Source organism: Kribbella sp. VKM Ac-2568 (genome assembly GCF_004345365.1).
GTDB lineage: Bacteria > Actinomycetota > Actinomycetes > Propionibacteriales > Kribbellaceae > Kribbella > Kribbella orskensis.
On record NZ_SLVF01000012.1, the window covers coordinates 308,436 to 329,345 of the forward strand.

General features: G+C 67.2%; 17 protein-coding genes and 1 rRNA gene. 15 read left to right on the forward strand and 3 right to left on the reverse strand.

Translation table 11 applies throughout. From position 1 onward, the window contains the following. Nucleotides 1-35 precede the first annotated feature (35 nt). From EV648_RS32045 to EV648_RS32080, 8 genes are all read left to right on the forward strand, one after another. Complete coding sequence (locus tag EV648_RS32045) at nt 36-632, forward strand: dihydroxy-acid dehydratase (protein WP_241995788.1); 597 nt, start codon at nt 36-38, stop codon at nt 630-632. Nucleotides 633-914: 282 nt separating this feature from the next. Further along, nucleotides 915-1,412, forward strand: a complete 498-nt coding sequence (nrdR, locus tag EV648_RS32050; protein ID WP_132191570.1) for a transcriptional regulator NrdR — start codon at nt 915-917, stop codon at nt 1,410-1,412. A 75-nt stretch (nt 1,413-1,487) separates the two neighbouring features. Further along, the gene (locus EV648_RS32055; RefSeq protein ID WP_132298854.1) at nt 1,488-4,379 is read left to right on the forward strand and encodes a vitamin B12-dependent ribonucleotide reductase; all 2,892 of its coding nucleotides are present in this window, start codon (nt 1,488-1,490) and stop codon (nt 4,377-4,379) included. 268 nt (nt 4,380-4,647) lie between these two features. Beyond that, nucleotides 4,648-6,672, forward strand: a complete 2,025-nt coding sequence (locus EV648_RS32060) for a glycoside hydrolase family 3 protein (protein WP_132298855.1) — start codon at nt 4,648-4,650, stop codon at nt 6,670-6,672. A gap of 45 nt (nt 6,673-6,717) precedes the next feature. Continuing rightward, a complete protein-coding gene (locus EV648_RS32065) occupies nt 6,718-8,268 on the forward strand; it encodes a TIGR02677 family protein (RefSeq protein WP_132298856.1) in 1,551 nt (516 codons plus the stop codon). A gap of 5 nt (nt 8,269-8,273) precedes the next feature. Next, on the forward strand, nt 8,274-9,482 hold the full coding sequence (locus tag EV648_RS32070; RefSeq protein ID WP_241995795.1) for a TIGR02678 family protein: 1,209 nt from the start codon (nt 8,274-8,276) through the stop codon (nt 9,480-9,482). Further along, nucleotides 9,479-13,546 carry a TIGR02680 family protein gene (locus EV648_RS32075; RefSeq protein WP_132298858.1) on the forward strand — a complete coding sequence of 1,356 codons (4,068 nt, stop codon included), beginning with the start codon at nt 9,479-9,481 and terminating at the stop codon, nt 13,544-13,546. The genes EV648_RS32070 and EV648_RS32075 overlap by 4 nt, the downstream gene beginning before the upstream one ends. After that, nucleotides 13,543-14,757 carry a TIGR02679 family protein gene (locus EV648_RS32080; protein ID WP_132298859.1) on the forward strand — a complete coding sequence of 405 codons (1,215 nt, stop codon included), beginning with the start codon at nt 13,543-13,545 and terminating at the stop codon, nt 14,755-14,757. The genes EV648_RS32075 and EV648_RS32080 overlap by 4 nt, the downstream gene beginning before the upstream one ends. A 15-nt stretch (nt 14,758-14,772) precedes the next feature. Here EV648_RS32080 and EV648_RS32085 read toward each other — a convergent pair whose 3' ends face one another. Continuing rightward, the gene (locus tag EV648_RS32085) at nt 14,773-15,606 is read right to left on the reverse strand and encodes an aldo/keto reductase (protein ID WP_132298860.1); all 834 of its coding nucleotides are present in this window, start codon (nt 15,604-15,606) and stop codon (nt 14,773-14,775) included. 159 nt (nt 15,607-15,765) lie between these two features. Between EV648_RS32085 and EV648_RS32090 the strand changes: the two genes are divergently transcribed. Further along, nucleotides 15,766-16,395 carry a hypothetical protein gene (locus EV648_RS32090; RefSeq protein ID WP_132298861.1) on the forward strand — a complete coding sequence of 210 codons (630 nt, stop codon included), beginning with the start codon at nt 15,766-15,768 and terminating at the stop codon, nt 16,393-16,395. Nucleotides 16,396-16,603: 208 nt separating this feature from the next. Continuing rightward, nucleotides 16,604-16,942 carry a hypothetical protein gene (locus EV648_RS32095; protein ID WP_241995790.1) on the forward strand — a complete coding sequence of 113 codons (339 nt, stop codon included), beginning with the start codon at nt 16,604-16,606 and terminating at the stop codon, nt 16,940-16,942. A 54-nt stretch (nt 16,943-16,996) separates the two neighbouring features. Here EV648_RS32095 and EV648_RS32100 read toward each other — a convergent pair whose 3' ends face one another. After that, nucleotides 16,997-17,284 carry a hypothetical protein gene (locus tag EV648_RS32100; RefSeq protein ID WP_199234926.1) on the reverse strand — a complete coding sequence of 96 codons (288 nt, stop codon included), beginning with the start codon at nt 17,282-17,284 and terminating at the stop codon, nt 16,997-16,999. 136 nt (nt 17,285-17,420) lie between these two features. On the opposite strand from EV648_RS32100, the gene EV648_RS32105 reads away from it, so the two are divergent. Together EV648_RS32105 and EV648_RS32110 are read left to right on the forward strand one after the other, a co-directional pair. Then, nucleotides 17,421-17,810, forward strand: coding sequence for a helix-turn-helix domain-containing protein (locus EV648_RS32105; RefSeq protein ID WP_132298862.1), 390 nt, complete (start codon nt 17,421-17,423; stop codon nt 17,808-17,810). 81 nt (nt 17,811-17,891) lie between these two features. After that, nucleotides 17,892-18,101: a KTSC domain-containing protein gene (locus EV648_RS32110; protein WP_132298863.1), complete on the forward strand. Its 210-nt coding sequence runs from the start codon at nt 17,892-17,894 to the stop codon at nt 18,099-18,101. 21 nt (nt 18,102-18,122) lie between these two features. Here EV648_RS32110 and EV648_RS32115 read toward each other — a convergent pair whose 3' ends face one another. After that, a complete protein-coding gene (locus EV648_RS32115) occupies nt 18,123-18,446 on the reverse strand; it encodes a YciI family protein (RefSeq protein WP_132298864.1) in 324 nt (107 codons plus the stop codon). Between the two features lie 237 nt (nt 18,447-18,683). Between EV648_RS32115 and EV648_RS32120 the strand changes: the two genes are divergently transcribed. The 3 genes from EV648_RS32120 to EV648_RS32130 all read left to right on the forward strand — a co-directional run. Beyond that, complete coding sequence (locus tag EV648_RS32120) at nt 18,684-18,854, forward strand: hypothetical protein (protein ID WP_241995792.1); 171 nt, start codon at nt 18,684-18,686, stop codon at nt 18,852-18,854. Between the two features lie 105 nt (nt 18,855-18,959). Continuing rightward, nucleotides 18,960-20,291, forward strand: coding sequence for a serine hydrolase (locus EV648_RS32125; RefSeq protein ID WP_241995794.1), 1,332 nt, complete (start codon nt 18,960-18,962; stop codon nt 20,289-20,291). Between the two features lie 526 nt (nt 20,292-20,817). After that, nucleotides 20,818-20,910 (forward strand): 16S ribosomal RNA (locus EV648_RS32130); the annotation flags it as partial.

Below are 20,910 nucleotides of genomic sequence, written 5' to 3' on the forward strand. Positions count from 1 at the left end.
GCGGTCTGCGCAAACGGAGCCTGCTGCTGCGCGGGTTGATCTCGTCCGACAACGTCCGGCCTCCCGCGCCCGCCGTACCGGGTCGGATGCTCGAGTTGCTGACCGAGCGGTCGGCGGCGGATCCGGCGCTCTTCGAGACCACTGGGCGGGCTGTGGTGTTCAGCTCGCTGGAAGACCTGGCGGCGCGGATCGACGACCCGGATCTGGACGTGGAGCCGTCTGACGTGTTGGTACTGCAGAACGCGGGTCCGCTGGGTGCCGGGGTGCCCGAGGCCGGCTATCTGCCGATCCCGGGGAAGCTGGCGCGGTCCGGAGTACGGGACATGGTCCGGATCTCCGACGCCCGGATGAGCGGTACGGCGTACGGGACGATCGTGCTGCACGTGACGCCGGAGGCGGCGCTGGGCGGGCCGCTCGCGCTGGTGCGGACGGGTGATCCGATCCGCTTGTCGGTGGCTTCGGGGACCCTGGATCTGCTGGTCTCCGACGAGGAGCTGGAGGCCCGCCGGGCGGACCTTCCGGCGCCCGCGCCGGCCCCGGCGACGGGGTACCGGCGGCTGTTCCACGAGCACGTGCTGGGTGCCGACCGGGGCTGCGATCTCGACTTCTGCGTGCCGCCCGCGGGGGACTGACCGGGGCGCATTTTGCTCCTCGAAAGGGTCGTTCGGCGGGCGCCACGCGGGAGTACACGGGGCCGCGCGGGTGTTGGAACAAAGAGACGCGCGCGAGATTCGGCCGTTCTTGCAAACTGTCGGAGGCCGGACGTAACATCCCTAGATGTAGTAGTTACAAGCCTGTAAGTCATCCACAGGTAGTGGTTAGTTACTCACAGGTCATGCACAGGTTGTCCCCAGCTGATCCACAGATTCGTCCCCAGGCAGGGGCCGGGTCGCTCACGGGAGGAGTGGTTTGCCATGCACTGTCCTTACTGCAGGCACGTGGACTCCCGGGTCGTCGACAGCCGGGTCGCCGAGGACGGCGGAGCGATCCGCCGCCGGCGGCAGTGCCCGGTCTGCGAGAAGCGGTTCACCACCGTCGAGCAGATGCAGCTCACGGTCGTGAAGCGCTCCGGCGCCACCGAGCCGTTCAGCCGGGAGAAGGTCATCAGCGGAGTCGGCAAGGCCTGCAAGGGCCGGCCCGTCGACGTGGACGCCCTGGCCCGGCTGGGCCAGCAGGTCGAGGACGCGCTGAAGGGTGGCGGCTCGCCGGAGGTGCCCGCGCACGAGGTGGGCCTGGCGATCCTCGGACCGCTGCGCGAGCTCGACGAGGTCGCGTACCTGCGGTTCGCCAGCGTCTACCGGCAGTTCGAGTCGGCCGACGACTTCGAGACCGAGATCGCGCTGCTGCGGGCCGAGAAGGAGCCGGTCGGCACCGAGCCCGCAGTACCGACACAGACATCAACGGGGAAATAGCAGTACCGGCGTTACCCAGCAGCAACTCAACGGGGCGGTCCCGACAGACCGCAGACATCAGGGCGAGGAGCAACCATGACAGAGACGGTGACCGGCCACTCGGGGTCGACCAAGAGGTCGGCGGCCGGGTTCCGTGGGCGGAAGAACGCCCCCGCGGGACTCACCATCGAGCGCATCTTCACCACCGAGCGTGTTCACCCGTACGACGAGGTGACGTGGGAGCGTCGCGACGTCGTACAGCAGAACTGGAAGACGGGTGAGACCGTCTTCGAGCAGCGCGGGGTCGAGTTCCCCGACTACTGGAGCGTGAACGCCTCCACCATCGTCACCACCAAGTACTTCCGCGGCGCGGTCGGACACGACAACCGCGAGTGGAGCCTCAAGCAGTTGCTGGACCGGGTCGTGAAGACCTACCGCAAGGCCGGTGAGGACTACGGCTACTTCGCCACCCCGGCCGACGCCGAGGTGTTCGAGCACGAGCTCACCTGGATGCTGCTGCACCAGTACTTCAGCTTCAACTCGCCGGTCTGGTTCAACGTCGGGACCTCGTCCCCGCAGCAGGTGTCGGCCTGCTTCATCCTCGCCGTCGACGACTCGATGGACTCGATCCTGAACTGGTACAAGGAGGAGGGCCTGATCTTCAAGGGCGGCTCCGGCGCCGGTCTGAACCTGTCCCGGATCCGTTCCTCCAAGGAGCTGCTGCAGTCCTCCGGCGGTACCGCGTCCGGCCCGGTCAGCTTCATGCGCGGTGCCGACGCCTCCGCCGGCACGATCAAGTCCGGTGGCGCCACCCGCCGCGCGGCCAAGATGGTCGTGCTGGACGTCGACCACCCGGACATCGAGGAGTTCGTCGAGACCAAGATGCGCGAGGAGGACAAGATCCGTGTCCTGCGCGACGCCGGGTACGACATGGACCTCGGCGGCCGCGACATCACCTCGGTGCAGTACCAGAACGCGAACAACTCGGTGCGCGTCACCGACGAGTTCATGCGCGCGGTCGAGGAGAAGGGCGAGTTCGGCCTGCGGGCGCGGATCGACAACTCGATCATCGAGACCGTCGACGCCCGTGAGCTGTTCGACAAGATCAGCCACGCCGCGTGGGCGTGCGCCGACCCGGGCATCCAGTACGACGACACCATCAACGACTGGCACACCACCCCGGAGACGGGCCGGATCACCGCGTCCAACCCGTGCTCGGAGTACATGCACCTGGACAACTCGTCCTGCAACCTGGCCTCGCTGAACCTGATGAAGTTCCTCACCGACGACGACTCGTTCGACTCGGAGAACTTCGTCAAGGCCGTCGAGCTGATCATCACCGCGATGGACATCTCGATCTGCTTCGCCGACTTCCCGACCGAGGCGATCGGCGACACCACCCGGGCCTACCGGCAGCTGGGGATCGGCTACGCCAACCTCGGCGCGCTGCTGATGGCGACCGGCCACGCGTACGACTCGGACGGTGGTCGCGCACTGGCGGGCGCTATCACCTCCCTGATGACCGGTACGTCGTACAAGCGGTCCGCGGAGCTGGCCGGCATCGTCGGCCCGTACGACGGCTTCGAGCGGAACAAGGACGCGCACACCCGGGTGATGCGCAAGCACGCCGCGGCCAACGACGCGATCCGCACCGTGCACGCGATCGACAAGGACGTGCAGAAGCACGCCACGGCCGCCTGGGAGGGCGTGCTGAAGATCGGCACCAAGAACGGCTGGCGCAACGCGCAGGCCTCGGTGCTCGCGCCGACCGGCACCATCGGCTTCATGATGGACTGCGACACGACCGGCATCGAGCCGGACTTCTCGCTGGTCAAGTTCAAGAAGCTGGTCGGCGGCGGCTCGATGCAGATCGTCAACCAGACGGTGCCGCGGGCGCTGCGGCAGTACGGCTACACCGAGGAGACGATCGAGGCGGTCGTCGAGTACATCGCGGAGCACGGCCACGTGGTCGACGCCCCGGGCCTGAAGACCGAGCACTACGAGATCTTCGACACCGCGATGGGCGAGCGGGCCATCAAGCCGATGGGCCACGTCCGGATGATGGCAGCGGCCCAGCCGTTCCTGTCCGGCGCCATCTCGAAGACGGTCAACCTGCCGGAGACCGCGACGGTCGAGGAGATCGCCGACGTCTACTTCCAAGGCTGGAAGCTCGGTCTGAAGGCGCTCGCCGTCTACCGCGACAACTGCAAGGTCGGCCAGCCGCTGTCGGACTCCAAGTCCGCCAAGGCCAGCGCGGCCGCGACGGAGGCCGAGCCGGTCGTCGAGAAGATCATCGAGTACCGGCCGACCCGCAAGCGTCTGCCGAAGTCGCGTCCGTCGCGCACCACCTCGTTCAGCGTCGGTGGCGCCGAGGGCTACATGACGGCCGGCTCCTACCCGGACGACGGGCTGGGCGAGGTCTTCCTGAAGATGGGCAAGCAGGGTTCGACCCTGGCCGGCGTGATGGACGCCTTCTCGATCGCGATCTCGATCGCTTTGCAGCACGGTGTACCGCTGGAGACCTATGTCCAGAAATTCACCAACCTGAAGTTCGAGCCGGCCGGTCTGACCGACGACCCGGACGTCCGGATGGCGCAGTCGATCATGGACTACATCTTCCGCCGCCTGGCACTGGACTACCTGCCGTTCGACGACCGCGCCGCCCTGGGCATCTACTCGGCGGACGAGCGTTCCCGGCAGCTCGACACCGGCTCCTACGAGCCGGCCCCGGTCGAGGTGTCCGAGGCCGAGTCGCTGAAGTCGATCGAGCCGGTCGCGGAGAAGGTCGAGATCGAGGACGCCTCGGTCGACGCCGCGGCAGCCAAGCCGATCACCTCCGCCGACGTCCGCACCACCGCCGAGATGTTCGAACTCATCACCGGCACCTCGGTGGACGCACCCCTCTGCTTCACCTGCGGCACCAAGATGCGCCCCTCGGGTTCCTGCTACGTCTGCGAAGGCTGCGGCAGCACCTCAGGCTGCAGCTGACCCCTGGTTGAAAGCGCCACGGCCCCCGGGAACTTCCCACATTCCCCGGGGGCCGCAGCGCGTCCACCCTCCTGCCGTGAAGCTGAGTCGGCGCTCATTCGTGGATTTCCGTTGTCGGTAATCGTTTGCACGCCACCGCGATCCACGACTCGACGGCAGTCGCTGTGCCGTTGGGCGCATGAGGGGGTGCGAGAGGTTGACCCGGGCGAGGGATCGCCAGAGTGTGGCGAGGAGAGCGCTCTATCTCCTACCCGCCGAGGAGCAAGTCATGCGTTTGAACGAATCACCTCGTCGCAGCTGGGCACGCCGTACGACCTTCGCCGTCGTGCCGATCGCCCTTGTTCTGGCGCTCGCGCCGACCTCGTCCGTCGGCGTCGCGCCCACGACCACGTCGTACGCGGCTGATCAGTCAGCCCGGCCGCAGATCCGCAACAGCGGTCAGGCCTACCTCGATACGAAGCTGCCGGTCTGGAAGCGGGTGAAAGACCTGCTCGGCCGGATGACGCTCGAGGAGAAGGTCGGCCAGATGACGCAGGCCGAACGTGGCGCTGCGGCCAACGACCCGTTGCTCGTCACGACCTCGAAACTGGGGTCCGTGCTGTCGGGAGGTGGTTCGGTCCCGACGCCCAACACGCCGCAGGCCTGGGCGGACATGGTCGACGCCTTCCAAGCACAGGCACTCCAGACCCGGCTGCAGATCCCGATCGTGTACGGCGTCGACTCGGTGCACGGCCACGGAAACTTGCTAGGGGCAACGGTCTTCCCGCACAACATCGGGCTCGGTTCGACCTGGGATCCCAAGCTGGTCGAGCGAATCGAGCACGTTGTCGCCGAGGAGACTCGTGCGACCGGACCGCAGTGGGCCTTCGCGCCATGTGTCTGCGTGGCCCGCGACACCAGATGGGGGCGGACCTACGAGAGCTTCTCCGAAAGCCCCGAGCTGGTCACTCGGTTCGCGTCTGCCATCGAGGGGTTCCAGGGCAAGCACACCAAGGACCTGAAGGCCGCCGACCGGGTGCTGGCAAGCGCCAAGCACTACGCGGGCGACGGTGACACCGAGTTCGGTTCCGCCGCCGGTGACTACACGATCGACCAGGGCGTCACCGTCACGAACCGGCGCGACTTCGCGCGGTTCGACCTCGCGCCGTACGTCGACGCGGTACGGCGGTATGACACCGGCACCGTGATGCCGTCCTTCTCCAGCATCGACTGGACCGAGGACGGGATCGGCAATCCGATCAAGATGCACGCGAACCGTGAGCTGATCACGGACGTGCTGAAGGGCAAGCTCGGCTTCGACGGTTTCGTGATCTCCGACTGGGAAGGCATCCACCAGCTCCCCGGAGACTACGCGAATCAGGTCCGGACCGGTGTCAACGCGGGCACCGACATGTTCATGGAGCCGTTCTCCTACCAGGCTTTCGAGACCACGTTGCTCGCCGAGGTGCGGGCCGGCCGAGTCTCGCAGGCACGGATCGACGACGCCGTCCGGCGGATCCTGACCAAGAAGTTCGAGCTCGGGCTGTTCGAGAAGCCCTACACCGACCGCACGCACCTTGCTCAGGTCGGATCACCGCAGCACCGGGCGCTGGCTCGCGAGGCAGTCGCCAAGTCGCAGGTGCTGTTGAAGAACTCGGGCGGTCTCCTGCCACTGAAGAAGAACGCGAAGGTGTACGTCGCCGGCCGTAACGCGGATGACATGGGTAACCAGGCCGGTGGCTGGACCCTCAGCTGGCAGGGCGCGTCCGGTCAGCACCGGATCCCCGGCAACACGATCCTCGATGGCATCCGGCAGGTCGCACCGGGCGCCCAGGTCACCTACAGCAAGGACGGCTCGGCACCGACGACAGGCAGCGACGTCGCCGTGGTCGTGGTCGGCGAGACCCCGTACTCCGAGGGCTTCGGCGACGTCGGCGGTCCCAGGTGGGGCTTCGACCCGGAGGACGGCGGAGTACTGCGCGAACCGAAGAGCCTCGACTTGCAGCCGGGGGACAAGGCCGTTGTGGACAAGGTGTGCGGCGCGATCGCGAAGTGCGCGGTACTGGTCGTGTCCGGACGCCCACAGGTGATTCCGGCCGAGCAGTTGGGCAAGATCGATGCCTTGGTGGCGTCGTGGCTTCCTGGCTCGCAGGGCGAAGGTGTGGCGGACGTGCTGTTCGGCAAGAGGCCTTTCACCGGCAAGCTGTCCCACACCTGGCCGCGGAGCGCCGACCAGGAGCCGATCAACATCGGTGACCGCAACTACCACCCGCTCTACCCCTTCGGCTGGGGACTCCGAACGCGCACACACTGACAGGGTGAGGCGGAACTGTCTGCGGTTGCCGTTACGCTCTGGGGCGTGTCTGGCGAACCGACTTTCAGTTCCGCCGAGCGGCAGACGCTCGGTGCACTTCGGTACGCCGTCAACGATGAAGCGGCGGGCTACGTCGCCATCATGCGGCTGTTCACCGGCGGGATCAGCGGGTTCCTCTCCGACCAATCCGCCGCCGAGGTCGCCGCGCGTCTGGCAGAGGATGGTCTCGACCTGGATCCTGACACCGTTGACGCGCGCCTGTCCTATCTGGTCGAGCATGGCAACCTTGCCCGCAGTCCGCGAGAGACCGAGGCGCGAAGCGTCAGGGAGTACCTCACCAACCGTGCCCGCTATCAGCTCACCCAGCGCGGCGAGCTCGTTCATCGCCAGGTCGAGGAACTGCTGGGTCACACCGACTCAGCCCGCGAGGTCTCCAGCGAGATGCTCGGTGGCGTGCTGGCCGGTCTCAACAACCTGGACGGCTTGACCGGCGCCGCTCTCAGCGAGGTCGAAAGTGATGACCTGGCCCGCCAGATTGTCACGCTCTTCGCCCAGTTCGAGACGCTGGTGGCATCCACGCGGCAGTTCTACACCTATCTGTCCCAGGTCCTCAGCCGGTACGACCTCGGGCGAGACGAGTTCCAGGCCTTCAAGGGAGCGCTGCTCGACTACCTGCAGCGCTTCGTGGACGAAATCTCCCGCCACATGCCGCAGATCGCCGATCGCCTCAAGGCGGTCGAGAGCCACGTGCCCGAGTTGTGCGCCCGAGCCAACGCGGGCCAGCGCCTGATCGGCGTCGACGGGACGCAGGCGAAGCGAGCCATGGGCCTGGATCCCGAGGACTGGGTCAGCCTGCACGCATGGTTCGTGGGGTCGGCCGGCCGCGGTTCGGACGCTGACCACGTGCGGACCCTGGCCACCGAAGCGATGCGGTCACTGCTCGTGAACCTTCGCCGGCTGGCCGGCCGAGCCGATCGGGAGCAGAGCCGGTACGGCGACCTGCTGAACCTGTCCCGATGGTTCGACGACTCCGACGATCGCGGGGCTCACGAACTCTGGGCGGCAGCGTACGGGCTCTATTCAACGCGGCACCTCTCGTTCGCTGCCGACGACGATTCCGACCCGGTACCGGCCACAGCGAGCTGGTGGCAGACCCCGGTGGCGCAAGTTCCGATCTCGCTGCGGAAGACAGGCGAGCGTAGATCGGGCGGCCGATCGGGCGCGAAGGAGGATTTCGCCGCGGTCAAGCAGGCACGTCTTGCCGAGCGTCATCGCGCCCAGGACGAGCAGGCCGCCGCGCTGCGAGAAATCGCCGGACATCAGGGCGAATTTGCCCGCGCCCACCTGTCGGATCGAGCCAGGACAGTGCTGCTCGACCTCTACGCCCGTGCCCTGTCCACGCATGGACGGGAGCTCGGCGACAACCCCGCAGTCATCGAGACGCCTGTTCACACGGAGACGCTGCGGCTCAGCGTTCGCCGTACCCTGGGCAGCTCCACCACGGTGATCAGCCCGAGCGGCCGCCTCACGCTGACCGATCTGACGCTGGAGGTCGAACTGACCGGTGTCCAGGAGCGACGGGAGGCCGGCGCGTGACTGTGATGCCTGAGCGACCCGCGCCGGCGACGGACTTCACTGCCGAGAACGAGATACGCACCGCGGCTCGGACGTTGCTCCGTAGACCGCTGCTTTACGACGGCGGCGGCCACGACGACGAGCTCCGGCTGGTACGACGGCATCGGGTCGAGCTGGCGAGGTTGTTCGCCGACGGACTCAGATATCGCCTGGTGGTTGAGCCCGGAGTGGTTCGGCTCTACAAGGTCGGCCTTGGCCGGGACCACAGCCGCGGGCTGCACCGCCGCTCGGGAACACCGTTCTCGCCCCGCGGCTACGCGTTGCTCACCCTCACCCTGGCCGCTCTGACCCGGTGCCGGTCCCAGCTGATGGTTGACGAACTGGTGGCCCAAATCCGTTCCGCCGCGGCGGATGCGGGCATCGACCTCGACCTGGATGCCATCGCCGACCGGCGGGCGATGCATGGCGCTCTGCTGGCTCTCTGCGACCTCGGCGTCCTCAGCGAACGCGATGGCGACCTCGAGCACTGGGCGGATCAACGCACGCTGTCTCTGCTCGACGTACGGCGCGATCGGCTGGCGTTGATGGTCGCGGCGCCGCTCGGCAACTGTCAGCGCGCAGACGACGTGATCCGTCAGATGTCGGTGCCGTCCGCGGCTGGTGGCGCGCGGGTCGCGGTGCGACGCCACCTGGCCGAGAAGCCGGTGCTCTCCCTGTCGGATCTCACCGATGAGCAGCGCGAGTGGTGGCGGCGCAACCGGAACCGGGAGCGAGAGTGGTTCCGGCAGCGGTTCGGGTTGGAGCTGGAGCTGAGGGCGGAGGGCGCGGTGGCCATTGATCCGCTCGGTGAGTTGACCGATCGCGAGTTTCCCGGTGGCGGGTCGGCCAGACACTTCGCCCTGTTGCTGCTGGATGCCGTCATCAACGAATTGCGTGGGATCCATGGCTCCACCCTGCACGGGACCGAGTGGATGACCGTTCCCTCCGCAGCGGTTCGCCGGCTCGCCGGGGACGTCTTCACGACCTGGCGGGAAGGCTTGAAGAAATCACACAAGGCTGATCCGGAGGCGCTCTTGTTCGAAGCACTCGAGGTGCTCGAGGCAGCCGGGCTGGTCCGTCAGACCGACGACGCGGTTCTCGTGCATGCGGCCGGATCCAGGTATGCCCCGCGCCCGGCGTTGGTCGAGGCCGGCGCGGCTGGGGAGCGCTCACTCTTCGACGAGGACACGAGATGACAGTTCTCGAGCCTGAGGTCGCGCGGCTGTCGACGACCGGCGACCGCTATCGGCTGAACCGGGCCGGCATTCTCAACGTCTGGCAGTACGACGACCAGGAATTCGGCTTCGCCGACGGGCGGATGCTGCTCCGTGGGACCAACGGCGCCGGCAAGTCGAAGACGCTCGAGATGCTGCTGCCGTTCGTGCTCGACGGCGACAAGGCGAGGATGACGTCGTCGGCCAGGCATCACACCAGCCTGCTCTGGCTGATGACTGATGGGTACGGGGGCCAGGCCAGGGTCGGCTATCTGTGGGTCGAGTTCGCCCGGAAGGACGACGCCGGCCGACCGGTCACCTTCACTTGCGGAGTCGGGATCCGGGCATCGGCGTCCGCCCGGACAGCGACAGCGTGGTTCTTCACCACGACCCGGCGGATCGGACAGAACCTGTTCCTCGAGGATTCGGCGGGCCCGCTGTCACGGCAGCGATTGGCCGAGCAGCTCGGAGATGATGGGCACGTCTTCGAGCACGCGCGCGCCTACAAAGAGCATGTCGGCCGGGGCCTGTTCGGCCTCGAGGTCTCGCAGTACGACGAGGTGCTGCGGTTGCTCTACTGGCTACGTCAGCCCCAGGTCGGCGAGGACATCGAACCCAGGCGGCTGGCCGATCAGCTCCTGCAGGCGCTTCCGCAGCTGGATGATCAGGCCGTCCGCGCGGCAGGTGAGACGTTCGACGAGCTGTCCGCCTTCGGTGAGCAGATCGAACGTCGGGCAGCCGCCGTAGAGGCCCTAACCGGCCTGAGCGAGGCATACAGCGGTTATGCGCGTGCCGTCGTCGCAAGGAGAGGGGCGGCGGTGATCGACGCATTGGCTGAGGAGGTACGACTAACTGGCCGACTGCAACGACGGCAGAAAGAGCTGGCTGACCTGACAACCCAGCAAGAGACGGCTGAGGCGCAGGTCGAGACACTCAACACCGAGGTGGAGCAGAACAATGGGCGGATCCGACAGCTCGAGGACAGCCCAGAGGCTCGGGATCAACGACGACTGACGGACCTCAGCACTCGAGCGAGTGAGTTGGAGACAGCAGCAGTCCACGCGGAACGGTCTGCACAGTCGGCTGACGAGCAATGGAAGCGCCGGAGGGCCAAGCTGGCCGCGGCAGGTCGGGACGTCCTGGATCGGTTGAACATCTTCACCCGACGGGTAGGCCAGGCCGACCGGTCTCTGCGGGAGGCGGGCGTGCAGGCGCCTCTTGCCTCGCCGGCCGCTCTCGCCGTAGAGCGGCTGGATGACACCCACCAAGCCGACCAGTTGCTCGCTGCGGTCGAATCGGCCGGGCCGATCGTGGCATCAGCCGGACAGGCCGTACGCCATCGCTTGGCCGCGGCGCACGTCGTACGGGATGCGATGACTGAGCACGAGAGGGCGCGAAGCGACTGTACCGACCGCGAACGACGCGCAGCTGAGGCTGAGGAGCGATGGGAGATCTCTCGCGCTTCTCTGCGCGACGCCGAGGTCAACGCCGGCGCTGAAGCCGACTCGCTCTGGGGCAGCTTGAGCAACTGGGCGGCGGAACCCGCCGCCCCGGAGTTCCCGTTGCCGGGCGAGCTGACACCGTCGGTGGTGGAGGGCCTAGCGCGGACCACCGGTGTTGCTGCAGCGCCCGTGCTCGACCGCCTCCGGGCCGAGCTGCAGTCGGCGATCTCCAGCCGTGACGCTGCCGCCGCAGAGCTCGAGCGTCTTGCCGCACGACGTACCGTGATCGAGCGCGAGACCGACCCGGCTCCGCCTGAGCCAGTACTGGGCCGATCGGAGCGAACTGCTGGAGCCGCATTGTGGCGGCTGGTGGACTTCCGTTCTGATCTCGACGTAGAACACCGGCCAGGTCTGGAGGCTGCGCTGCAGGCCTCGGGTCTGCTGGATGCTTGGGTACGACCGGACGGCAGCGTTCTGGGCGCTGATCAACGCGACATCGTGCTGTCCGCCGGCTCTGGACTGTCGGGGACGACGCTGCTCGATGTACTCCAACCCGATGTCGGGTCCTCCGGAGATGTCACGGCCGAGGTCGTCACTGCCGTGCTCTCCCGGGTGGGTCTTGGTCCCGCCGATGAGTCGGCCTGGGTGAGCGTCGACGGCACGTGGTCGCTGGGGCCTCTCCAAGGTCGCGCGGCCAAGGAACAAGCCCAGTACGTCGGCGCAACCGCCCGCGCCGAGGAGCGGCTCCGCCGACTGGCCGCGGTCGATGCGTTGATCACCGCCGCGCATGCACAGCATGACGAGGCCGCTCGAGTCGCAGGCTCAGTCAAGGCGCGGATCGATGCCCTGGAGCAATGGCTGCGGAACATCCCTGCCGTTCAGCCACTGCTGAGGGCTTGGGCGACAGTGGAGGAACGGACGGCAACCTCGGATCGGGATCGCCTCGCGCATGAGGCTGCGCAGACCGCCGTACTGTCTGCTCGTCAGGTGGTCACCCAGCGGCTCGCTGAGGTCAAGCGCTTGGCCCGGCAGAACGAGGTACCGGAGGAGTCGGGCCCACTGGCCGCGTTGGAGGAGCGGCTACGAGCAGTCGATCGTGAGCTCGCCCAATTGGAGCATGACGTCGCGCCCTTGCACCGTGACGTCCGCAGGTGGCGCGACGACCGAGCTGAGTTGGATGCCGAGGCCGAGGCGCTGGAGGTGATCCGGACGGGTGGGGCCCAGGCGCGATCGACGGCTGACGGCGTTGCCGCCGAACTGGCCGAGTTGCGTACGGCTGTCAGCGCGACAGTAGTCGAATTGGAGCGACGCCTGAGCGAGTTGCGCGACAGAGTGCGAGAGGCCAAGGCGGCGGCCCGCTTGGGCGAGGCTCAAGCCAAGGAGCTTGCAGAGCGCAGAGGTGGTCTGCGGGAAGGAGTCGCGCAGGCCGGCAGTGCGGTCGCCGACCACCGACAGGTCCGGGCCGAGGTCTTGCATGAGCTGGGTGCTGTGGTCGAGGTGCCGGGTCTCTTGGCGTCGGCGTTCCAAGGACGTGAGGTGCCGGCAGGTGCGGTGTTTGTCCAGGCCGCGACCCTAGGGCCGGATGACTCTGTTTCTGATGAACTGATGGCCGTCGCCCGCGAGTTGGCCAGCCTCGAAGGGGCGAGGTCAGGGAACGAGGAAGCCGCTGTCTGGCGCGCGCAGACCGAGGCTGCCAGCGGGCCTGCGGCCGAGCACGAGCCGCAGATCCTGATGTTCGGGGGGTTGCTCTCGGTCACTGGGCGGGACGAGGGAGGCGAATCAGCGATCGGCCAGTTGGTCGCCCGGGCCGCTGCCGCGGTTGAGCAGGATCGGCGGTTGCTGACCGATCGAGAGCGGGAGAGGTTCGAACAGCACATCCTGGGGGAGCTAGGTGACGCGATCCGGCGACGCAGGGTAGAGGCCACTGACCTGGTCGAGGCGATGAACCGCCTACTGACCGACGTCACCACCTCGCAGGGAATCCGGATGCGGCTGGACTGGCGGTTGCGGGAGGACGTGTCGCCTGAGGCGCGGGAAGCAATCCGACTGCTGACCCAACCGGTCGGCGCCCTGCTGCCTGAGGAGCGAGCCACGCTGCGGGACTCGCTCCACCGGTTGATCGAGGCTTCTCGGGCGGAGAGCCCGGAACTGTCCTACAGCGAGCATCTGGCAGTGGCTTTGGACTACCGGCGATGGTTCGAGTTCCGGATCAAGTACACCCGGCCGGAGTCCGAGGGGCGCTGGCTCGAGCTCCATCGCCGATCCCCGTTGTCCCAGGGCGAGCAGAAGGTGCTCTGCTACCTGCCATTGTTCGCCGCGGCCGCGGCGCATTTCACCTCGCTGGCGGGCGCGGCTCCGTTCGCGCCGCGGCTCGTGCTGCTCGACGATGCGTTCCCCAAGATCGATGTGCGCACCCACCCGCTGCTGTTCGGGTTGCTGGTGCAGTTGGACCTGGACTTCGTCATCACGAGCGAGCGGCTGTGGGGAGACCACGACACCGTGCCGTCGCTGGCGATCTACGAAGCCTTGCGGGACCCGGCGCAACGGGGAATCGCTCAGTACGAGTACCGCTGGGACGGCCGCGGGCTGAGGGCGATCGGATGACCTTGCCCGACTGGGTGGCGACTCCGGAGCTCACCGAGATCTGGGAACGGGTCCGCGCCCGGGTGGAGACGACAGGTTTGCCGCCCCAAGGCAGAGTCACTCTGACTGTCGCCTCGCGGGGATCAAGGCATGCGCTGGGAGCCTTGCTGGGGCGGACCGTGACACGGGAACGAGTGGTCGTGGACCTGGCCGTACTCGATGCTCGGTTGGCCGAACGATCCGGTGAGTCCGGTCTGGCGGCGGTACTGGAGGCGTTGACCGGGTCACCGCTGCGGGACCGGCGCAGGGAGCGCGAGGAGTTGACGCAACGTCGGGAGGAGCCGCTGACGTTGGCGAAGTCGTTGCTCGAGGCCCCTTGGGTGGACGAGTGGTTGGCCGGCCTGCGACGGACGGGTCTGTTGACGAACCGGTCGGACGCGGCTCGACTGATCGCTGATGCCGCCACCATCCTCCGGGCTGTCACAGCTGAGTCGTTGCCTAGGTCACGCGTCGAGCTGGGCGCGAAGCTTCTCGGGAACGCGCATGCACTGGACGAGGACGGCCCGCTCCATCTAGTCGTACTCCGAGGCCTGGCAGCGGCGTCCGGTATAGCCTTACCAGGGTCAGCAGGAGGGCGGCGCAACCTGTGGCAGGCCTATGGAGCGACGCCGGACCTGATCTCGTCGACGTGCCTGACTTTGGGCCTGCGTCCGGAAGGGCAGGATCCGGTGACGCAGCGGCTGCAGCTGGCCGCCGATGCAGGTGATCCGGTGCATCTGACGGCCTGGGAACTGCGGCGCTGTGAGTTGAACATGCCGTCGGACCGGCCCGTGCTGGTCTGCGAGAACCCTCGAGTTCTCGAAGCTGTCGCGGAGGCCAATGGCGGCTCGACGCCGGTCGTCTGCACATCGGGCGAGCCGAACACGGTGGTCACAACGGTGCTCGATCGGTTTTCACCCGCGGTGCAGCTCCGCTATCACGGCGATTTCGACTGGGCAGGCATCGCGATCGCCAACCGGTTAGTGGCGCGTTTCGAGGTGAGTCCCTGGCTGATGACCGCCTCGGACTACGAGGCTGGACTGCAACCAGGCAGTCCAAGCCTGCTGGATACGCCGATCCAACCGTCGTGGGACGCCGAGCTCGGCGCTGCCATGCGACTGCACGGGAAGGCCGTCCACGAAGAGTCCGTTCTCGAGACGCTACTGAACGAACTCGGCACCCTCACCGACTGACCCCCGGCGTCGTGGTCAGTGGCCGGTCTTGTCTGAGTCGGCTGGGGCTCGACCGGTCCCGTCCAGGGCTGACAGCGCGGCCAGTTCGTCGGCTGTCAGCTCGAAGTCGAAGACCGCGAGGTTCCGCTCGAGGCGCTCGCGGTTGGAGGACTTGGGGATCGGTACGAGGTCCTGCTGGACGTGCCAGCGGAGCACGACCTGCCCTGGAGTCTTGTCATGGGCCTTGGCGGCTGCTGTGACGGTGGGGTGGTCCAGGAGATCGCTGCCCTTGCCGAGGGGGCTCCAGGACTCCGTGACGATGCCGTGGGCGGTGTGGTAGTCGCGCTCCGCCTGCTTCGTCCAGATAGGGCTCAGCTGGATCTGGTTGACCTCGGGGGCCACACCGGTCTCGTCGATCAGCCTCTGAAGGTGGGACGGCTTGAAGTTGGAGGTGCCGATCGCGCGGACCAGCCCCGCCTCGCGGAGCTCGATCAGGCCGCGCCACGCCTCGACGTACTGGCCGTGTTCCGGGTTCGGCCAGTGGATCAGCAGCAGGTCGAGGTACTCGACGCCGAGCTTCTCCGCGCTCGCCTCGAAGGCCGCTCGCGCCCCCTCGACGCTGTGCCGGTGCTTGTTGAACTTCGAGGTCACGAACACCTCGTCCCGCGGGACTCCGGACGCCTCCAACCCGCGCCCGACGCCCACCTCGTTCCGGTACGCCTCCGCGGTGTCGACCAGGCGGTACCCGACCTCCAGCGCCTGTACTACGGCGCGCTCGACCTCGTCGTCGTTCATCGGCGAGGTGCCGAGACCCAGCCGGGGCAGACTGGCTCCGTTGCTCAGCGTGACGGTCGGTGCGAGTTCGCTCATCGGACATCCTCCAGGTGGTAGGCGCGCTCCCGCCACCGTAGCGGTGGACCCATCCGCGGACTCATCCGTGGACCGGGAGGCGAAACTGTCGGCGGGCTGGGTCATGATGGGGCGGGACCTCGGAGGCCGGGGGACCGGGACTCGTTCGAGGGGTGGGCGATGAAGAACCGATTGATCACGCTGGTGGACCTCGGCCTGGACAGTTCCTTCGACGCCTCGATGACCTTCGTGCAGGGGATCACCAGCAACATCAACGCCGGCTGGAACAGCCCGGTGATCGACGTGAACTTCGTCCGGACCCGCGACCATGAGACGGCCTTCTCCGCGCTGACCACGCCCTCGACCGTGCTCCACGTGATGGCGCACGGTGACCACAGCGAGGAGCCGTCGTTCCTGTCGACGGACGGTCAGACCCAGGTCTCCCTGACCGCTCTCGCGGACTGGTTCCTGGACCGGTCGTGGGGCATCGCCAGCGGAGTGGTGATCGCCGACGGCTGCAAGACGGGCATCGGCAAGTGGCAGCGGGCGATCCGCGACTGCCTGCAGGACGAGATCACCTACATCGGCACCAGCACGGTGGTCGGCTGGTACGAGGCGACCGTCTTCTGCTCGGCCTTCTACGGCGCCCTGGTCCGCAACCGCGGCCTGGGGAAGAGCCCCGCCGAGCAGGGCTGGGACGCCGCGGACCGGGCGATCCGCGCCTACGAGACGCTCACCGACACCCGCTGCCCCTACAAGCCCGTCCTGCTGACTCCCTCCCGTCGAGCCCTCCGCTCCCTGGCCGGCTGACCGCCGCCGCGGCCGGCCACGGTCGCGGTACAGAGGTAACCGGCCACAGTCGCAGTACCGGGGTATCGCGGTCAGCGACACGCGAGGCGTCGCTCCGGTCAGCCGCGCTAAGGCGCTGACGATCGGCCAGCAACCAACCGAAGAGGCGCTCAACCAGCACCGACTCGCCGCCCTGCTCGGCGAACCGGATCTGGACGAAGAAGGTCAGGTGCGAACGTGGGCGACCGAGGTCCGTCTCAAGCTGTCCGTCGCCGACCTCAAGCACCTCCAGGTCGTCACCGCCCTGCACCGCAAAGCGCAGACCTCGTCGCTGGAACGTCAACTGCAGCAGGAGAAACGCGCCTATGTCAGGGATGACGTGCTGGCGACTCCGGGTTCGGCCGCGGTCTGGTGGCTCGCCAACAATCCGGGTGAGGTCGCGAAGTGCGTCGACCTGCTCGGCACGCTCACCCGGTTGTCGGCGGCCGCCAATGATCTGCCGGTCGAGGCGCTCGAGGACGGCCGGGCCGATGACAACGGACACGCTCAGCTGATGCTCTCGGAGTAGTCGGTAGGGCCGGCGACCTTTTGCAGGGGGTTGCTGCGCCGCGCCCTACCGAGATCAGTCGAGCCATTGGATCGTGGTCGCGCCGTTGTGGCCGTGCACGGACAGCAGGGCGTCGACCCCGTCCTGCCAGACGGTTGTCGTCGGGTAGCGGCCTCCCCAGTGCAGGGTGACCGAGCCGTCGGTCCACTCGACGCCTTCCGCGACCACCCCCGTACCGCTGACTCCGGAGATGTCGACGTGCCGCACGAGCTGAAACCGCCGTGGTCCTGTCGGCACGGCGATCTTCAGGTGACGCCGCCGCGGCCGGAGCATCGTCGCGGGTCTTCCGCTGGTCTCGTCCATGTCCGACAGTCAACGCCCGCAGCCAGCGCCGAACCACGAACCGGCGCTGTATCCACAGGGCACTGATCAGGCACCCATCCGCTCACCCGATCGTCGTAATCTGATTGCATAGAGTAGTCGAGCTGGGAGTGAGCCGATGACAGTCATCGATCAGTGGACCGGCAGGCATGCGCGCGCCTTGCAGGCGGCGATGCGCCTGACCAACGAGGCGTTCGCCGAGCACCTCGGCGTCTCCCCACGGACGATCGCGAAGTGGCGCGAGCGCCCCGGCATGGTGCCCAGCCCTCAACTCCAGGAGGCGCTGGACACCTCGCTCACCCTCGCCACCGAGGACACCCGCACCCGCTTCGCCTCGAACCTCAACCTCCCGCCGCCCGACGACGACCCGATCACCCTGGACACCTCTGTGGTCAGCCAGCTCCACGCAGTCGTCGGCGAACTGGCCCGCGTGCTCGCCGCCCTGCAACCCCCGAAGGCCCCGACCCAGGCGGACACCGCAACCCGTCTCGACGAAGTACAGACATGACCGCGGTCGAGAAGGTTTCGGGCCGCCGCGCCGGGCATCATGTCCGAGGTCGAGGACGTGATGTCGGTGAGGAGACGCGCGATGAGGCGGCGACTGGTGGAGTCGGCGAGTGTCAGGTCGGTCGGGTACGACGTCGCCAAGCGCACGCTGGAGCTGGAGTACGTCAACGGCAGCGTCTACCTGTACTACGACGTCCCCCAGCCGACGTACGCCGGCCTGCTTGCGGCTCCGAGCATCGGCGCCTACGTCAACGCCGAGATCAAGCCGTACTTCGAGTTCGCCGAGATCTGAGCGCATTACCTCTGAGCGCGCCTACATCGGCTGGATCTCGAAGATCTCCACCGCGAAGCGGCCCTTGCCCTCGGACAGGAACGGGTGGCCGACCAGCAACGCCTGGGCGGCGTCGAGGTCCGCCGCCTCGACGATGGTGTAGCCGTTCTGGTCACTCGGCTCGGTCGCCGAGCCGTCGTCGCGCACCGAGGCCTTCGGAACCAACGGGTTCCCCTGGTCGACGATCGCGGACGCCGCCTTGCCCATCCACTCGGTCCAGGCCTTCATCTGCTCTTCACCCTGCTCGGGGGTGAAGTCCTCCATCGGGGTGGCCGGCCCGCGGTACAGGTACAGGTACTTGCTCATGGTGATTCCTTTCCGTCCCGCGACCGCCGAAACGCCCGCGGACCGCCCCTGGTGGGCGCTCACAGAGCTGACGAACGAGCGGGCTGCGAATCGACAAGGAGGTCCGGACGTTTTCGCTGCGTGGTCGGCGGGCACCAGATTGTGGATCCACGGGGGTGGACCAGTGTCAGGAAGGTAGCCATGCGCACTCGTAGAGCTTCTACGACAGGTTCTCGCATCGTCACGATCGTTGTCGTCGTGTGGTTGTTGATCGGTGTCGCCGCCGCAGGGCAGCGAGAGTACTTCTCCGGTTCGGACGCCACCTGCGCCAAGGTGGGCACGATCCTCGTGACCATCATCGCGGGGCCGTTGAACTACATCGGCGCCAACCCGAAGATCGACTGCGAGGCACCCCAGCCGTCGCGGTGACCGAGTCGACGGCCGCGGACGCCTGGCACCCCGGGCCTCCGCGGCCGTTCAATGCCCCGTCGCGCAACTAGGCTCCGAGCACTTGAGCCAGGGGAGGCGACGGAGTTGACCGACGTACTGCGGGACGGGATCGGGGCGGAACTCGAGAAGTTCAAGGTGCCGGGGGTCAGCTGGGCGCTGATCGACGGCGGCGAGATCGTCGACCGGGGGAGTGCGGGAGTCGTCGACGCCGGCCGGGCGGATCCGGTCACGCCGGACAGGTTGTTCCAGGCCTGCTCGATCAGCAAGCCGATCGCGGTCTTCGCCATGCTCCGCCTGGTCGACAGAGGTCTGCTCGACCTCGACGAGGACGTGAACCGTCGGCTCACCTCCTGGCAGCTGCCACCCACCGGCGACTGGCAGCCCGTGGTCACTTTGCGCCACCTGGCGAGCCACAGTGCGGGTCTGACCGTGCACGGATTCCCCGGCTACGCACACGACGCCGAAGTACCGACACCTTTGCAGGTCCTCGACGGCGTTCGCCCGACGAACACCTTCGGAGTACGGGTCGACACAGTGCCCGGCACCCAGTTCCGGTACTCCGGCGGCGGAACCGTGATCATGCAGCAACTCCTGGAAGACGTCACCGGTACGCCGTTCCGGGAGCTCCTGCGCGAGCTGGTCCTGGATCCGCTCGGGATGTCGTCGAGTGACTACGCACAACCTCTTCCCGAGGAATCGCATGCGCGTGCCGCCACCGCGCACGACGAGTTCGGGCGCGCGGTCGATGGACGCTGGCACACGTACCCCGAGCTGGCGGCGGCCGGCCTCTGGACCACCCCCAGTGACCTCTGCACCTTCGCCATAGCCGTCCAAAGCGCGTACGCCGGCGCCGACGGAGCGCTGCTGTCCCCGGAGCTGGCGAGGGAGATGCTCACTCAGCAGGTGCTGTCGTCCGATCGGATCGGCGGGCTGGATGCGCTCGGTCTCGGGTTGTTCTTGGGGAATGGTGGGACGACCTTCGGCCACAGTGGCGGCAACCACGGCTTCAAGTGCCACCTGCTGGCCTACCGGGATACGGGACAAGGCGCTGCGGTGATGACCAATGGCGACAACGGTTCGTATGTCGTCCAGAGGGCCTTCGCCACGATCGCCTCGTCGTACGGGTGGAAGGACCATCCCGCGGACCTGGACGAGCCGGAGTGGCCCGGGCTCGACGAGCTCGCGGCGCTCGAGGGCACGTACGAGTTGCGCCCTGGCTCGGCGTTCACCGTGGTACGTGACGAAGGCCGGCTGTCGGTGACCTTCCCGGGGCAGGTGCCGATGACGTTCGCGCCTCGCTCGCAGGGGTCGTTCGGCTGCCGTACGGCGGACACCGTGCTACGTGCTGAGGGGTCGGGCAAGGCGATCGTCTTCGTCCAGAACGACGGGGAGATCACCTGCCCGAAGGTGGGCTAGATCCGGGGTCCGGACAGGGCCTCGACCCCGATTTGCATCTTCGCCGCGAACGTCAGTAATGTTCCCCTTGTCGGAGCGAGTGCGGGACGCGAAAGCGGCCGGATGCTCCGAACTCCCTGAAGGTCCTGGCTACCGAAACACGCCCTGAGCGGGTTTCGGGCACTGAGACGTGCAGAGAGACTAGGACGAAAGGGGCCGATTTGACCGGCCCCGGACGAAATAGTAAAGTCTGGCGGGTTGCCCCGGAGCTTCAAACGAAAGAATGAAGCGCGGTGTGCGTCCGATTCTTGAGAACTCAACAGCGTGCCGAAAGTCAATGCCGAAATTTAGCATTAACCCCGTTCACGGGTCTCGGCGTGTGGGTCTGCTGACCTCTTCGAGGTTGGTGGGTTCGCTCATTGTTGATTCGTGTCGGATTCCTTTGTAATTTTTCTGGATTCAAGTCAGTTTGATTTGTTTCTGATTGCAATGGATCGTTTTTCGTTAGTCTGTTTTCCGCGGCTTGTCCGTGGTTGACATATGGATTTCAACGGAGAGTTTGATCCTGGCTCAGGACGAACGCTGGCGGCGTGCTTAACACATGCAAGTCGAGCGGTAAGGCCCTTCGGGGTACACGAGC

Bases quoted from the DNA above. Each gene is read 5' to 3' on its own strand.
- EV648_RS32070 (WP_241995795.1), top strand. From the start codon at position 8,274: ATGCCTGAGCGACCCGCGCCGGCGACGGACTTCACTGCCGAGAACGAG.
- nrdR (WP_132191570.1), top strand. From the start codon at position 915: ATGCACTGTCCTTACTGCAGGCACGTGGACTCCCGGGTCGTCGACAGC.
- EV648_RS32085 (WP_132298860.1), bottom strand. From the start codon at position 15,606: ATGAGCGAACTCGCACCGACCGTCACGCTGAGCAACGGAGCCAGTCTG.
- EV648_RS32115 (WP_132298864.1), bottom strand. From the start codon at position 18,446: ATGAGCAAGTACCTGTACCTGTACCGCGGGCCGGCCACCCCGATGGAG.
- EV648_RS32080 (WP_132298859.1), top strand. From the start codon at position 13,543: ATGACCTTGCCCGACTGGGTGGCGACTCCGGAGCTCACCGAGATCTGG.
- EV648_RS32090 (WP_132298861.1), top strand. From the start codon at position 15,766: ATGAAGAACCGATTGATCACGCTGGTGGACCTCGGCCTGGACAGTTCC.
- EV648_RS32055 (WP_132298854.1), top strand. From the start codon at position 1,488: ATGACAGAGACGGTGACCGGCCACTCGGGGTCGACCAAGAGGTCGGCG.
- EV648_RS32105 (WP_132298862.1), top strand. From the start codon at position 17,421: ATGACAGTCATCGATCAGTGGACCGGCAGGCATGCGCGCGCCTTGCAG.
- EV648_RS32060 (WP_132298855.1), top strand. From the start codon at position 4,648: ATGCGTTTGAACGAATCACCTCGTCGCAGCTGGGCACGCCGTACGACC.
- EV648_RS32075 (WP_132298858.1), top strand. From the start codon at position 9,479: ATGACAGTTCTCGAGCCTGAGGTCGCGCGGCTGTCGACGACCGGCGAC.
- EV648_RS32100 (WP_199234926.1), bottom strand. From the start codon at position 17,284: ATGGACGAGACCAGCGGAAGACCCGCGACGATGCTCCGGCCGCGGCGG.
- EV648_RS32110 (WP_132298863.1), top strand. From the start codon at position 17,892: ATGAGGCGGCGACTGGTGGAGTCGGCGAGTGTCAGGTCGGTCGGGTAC.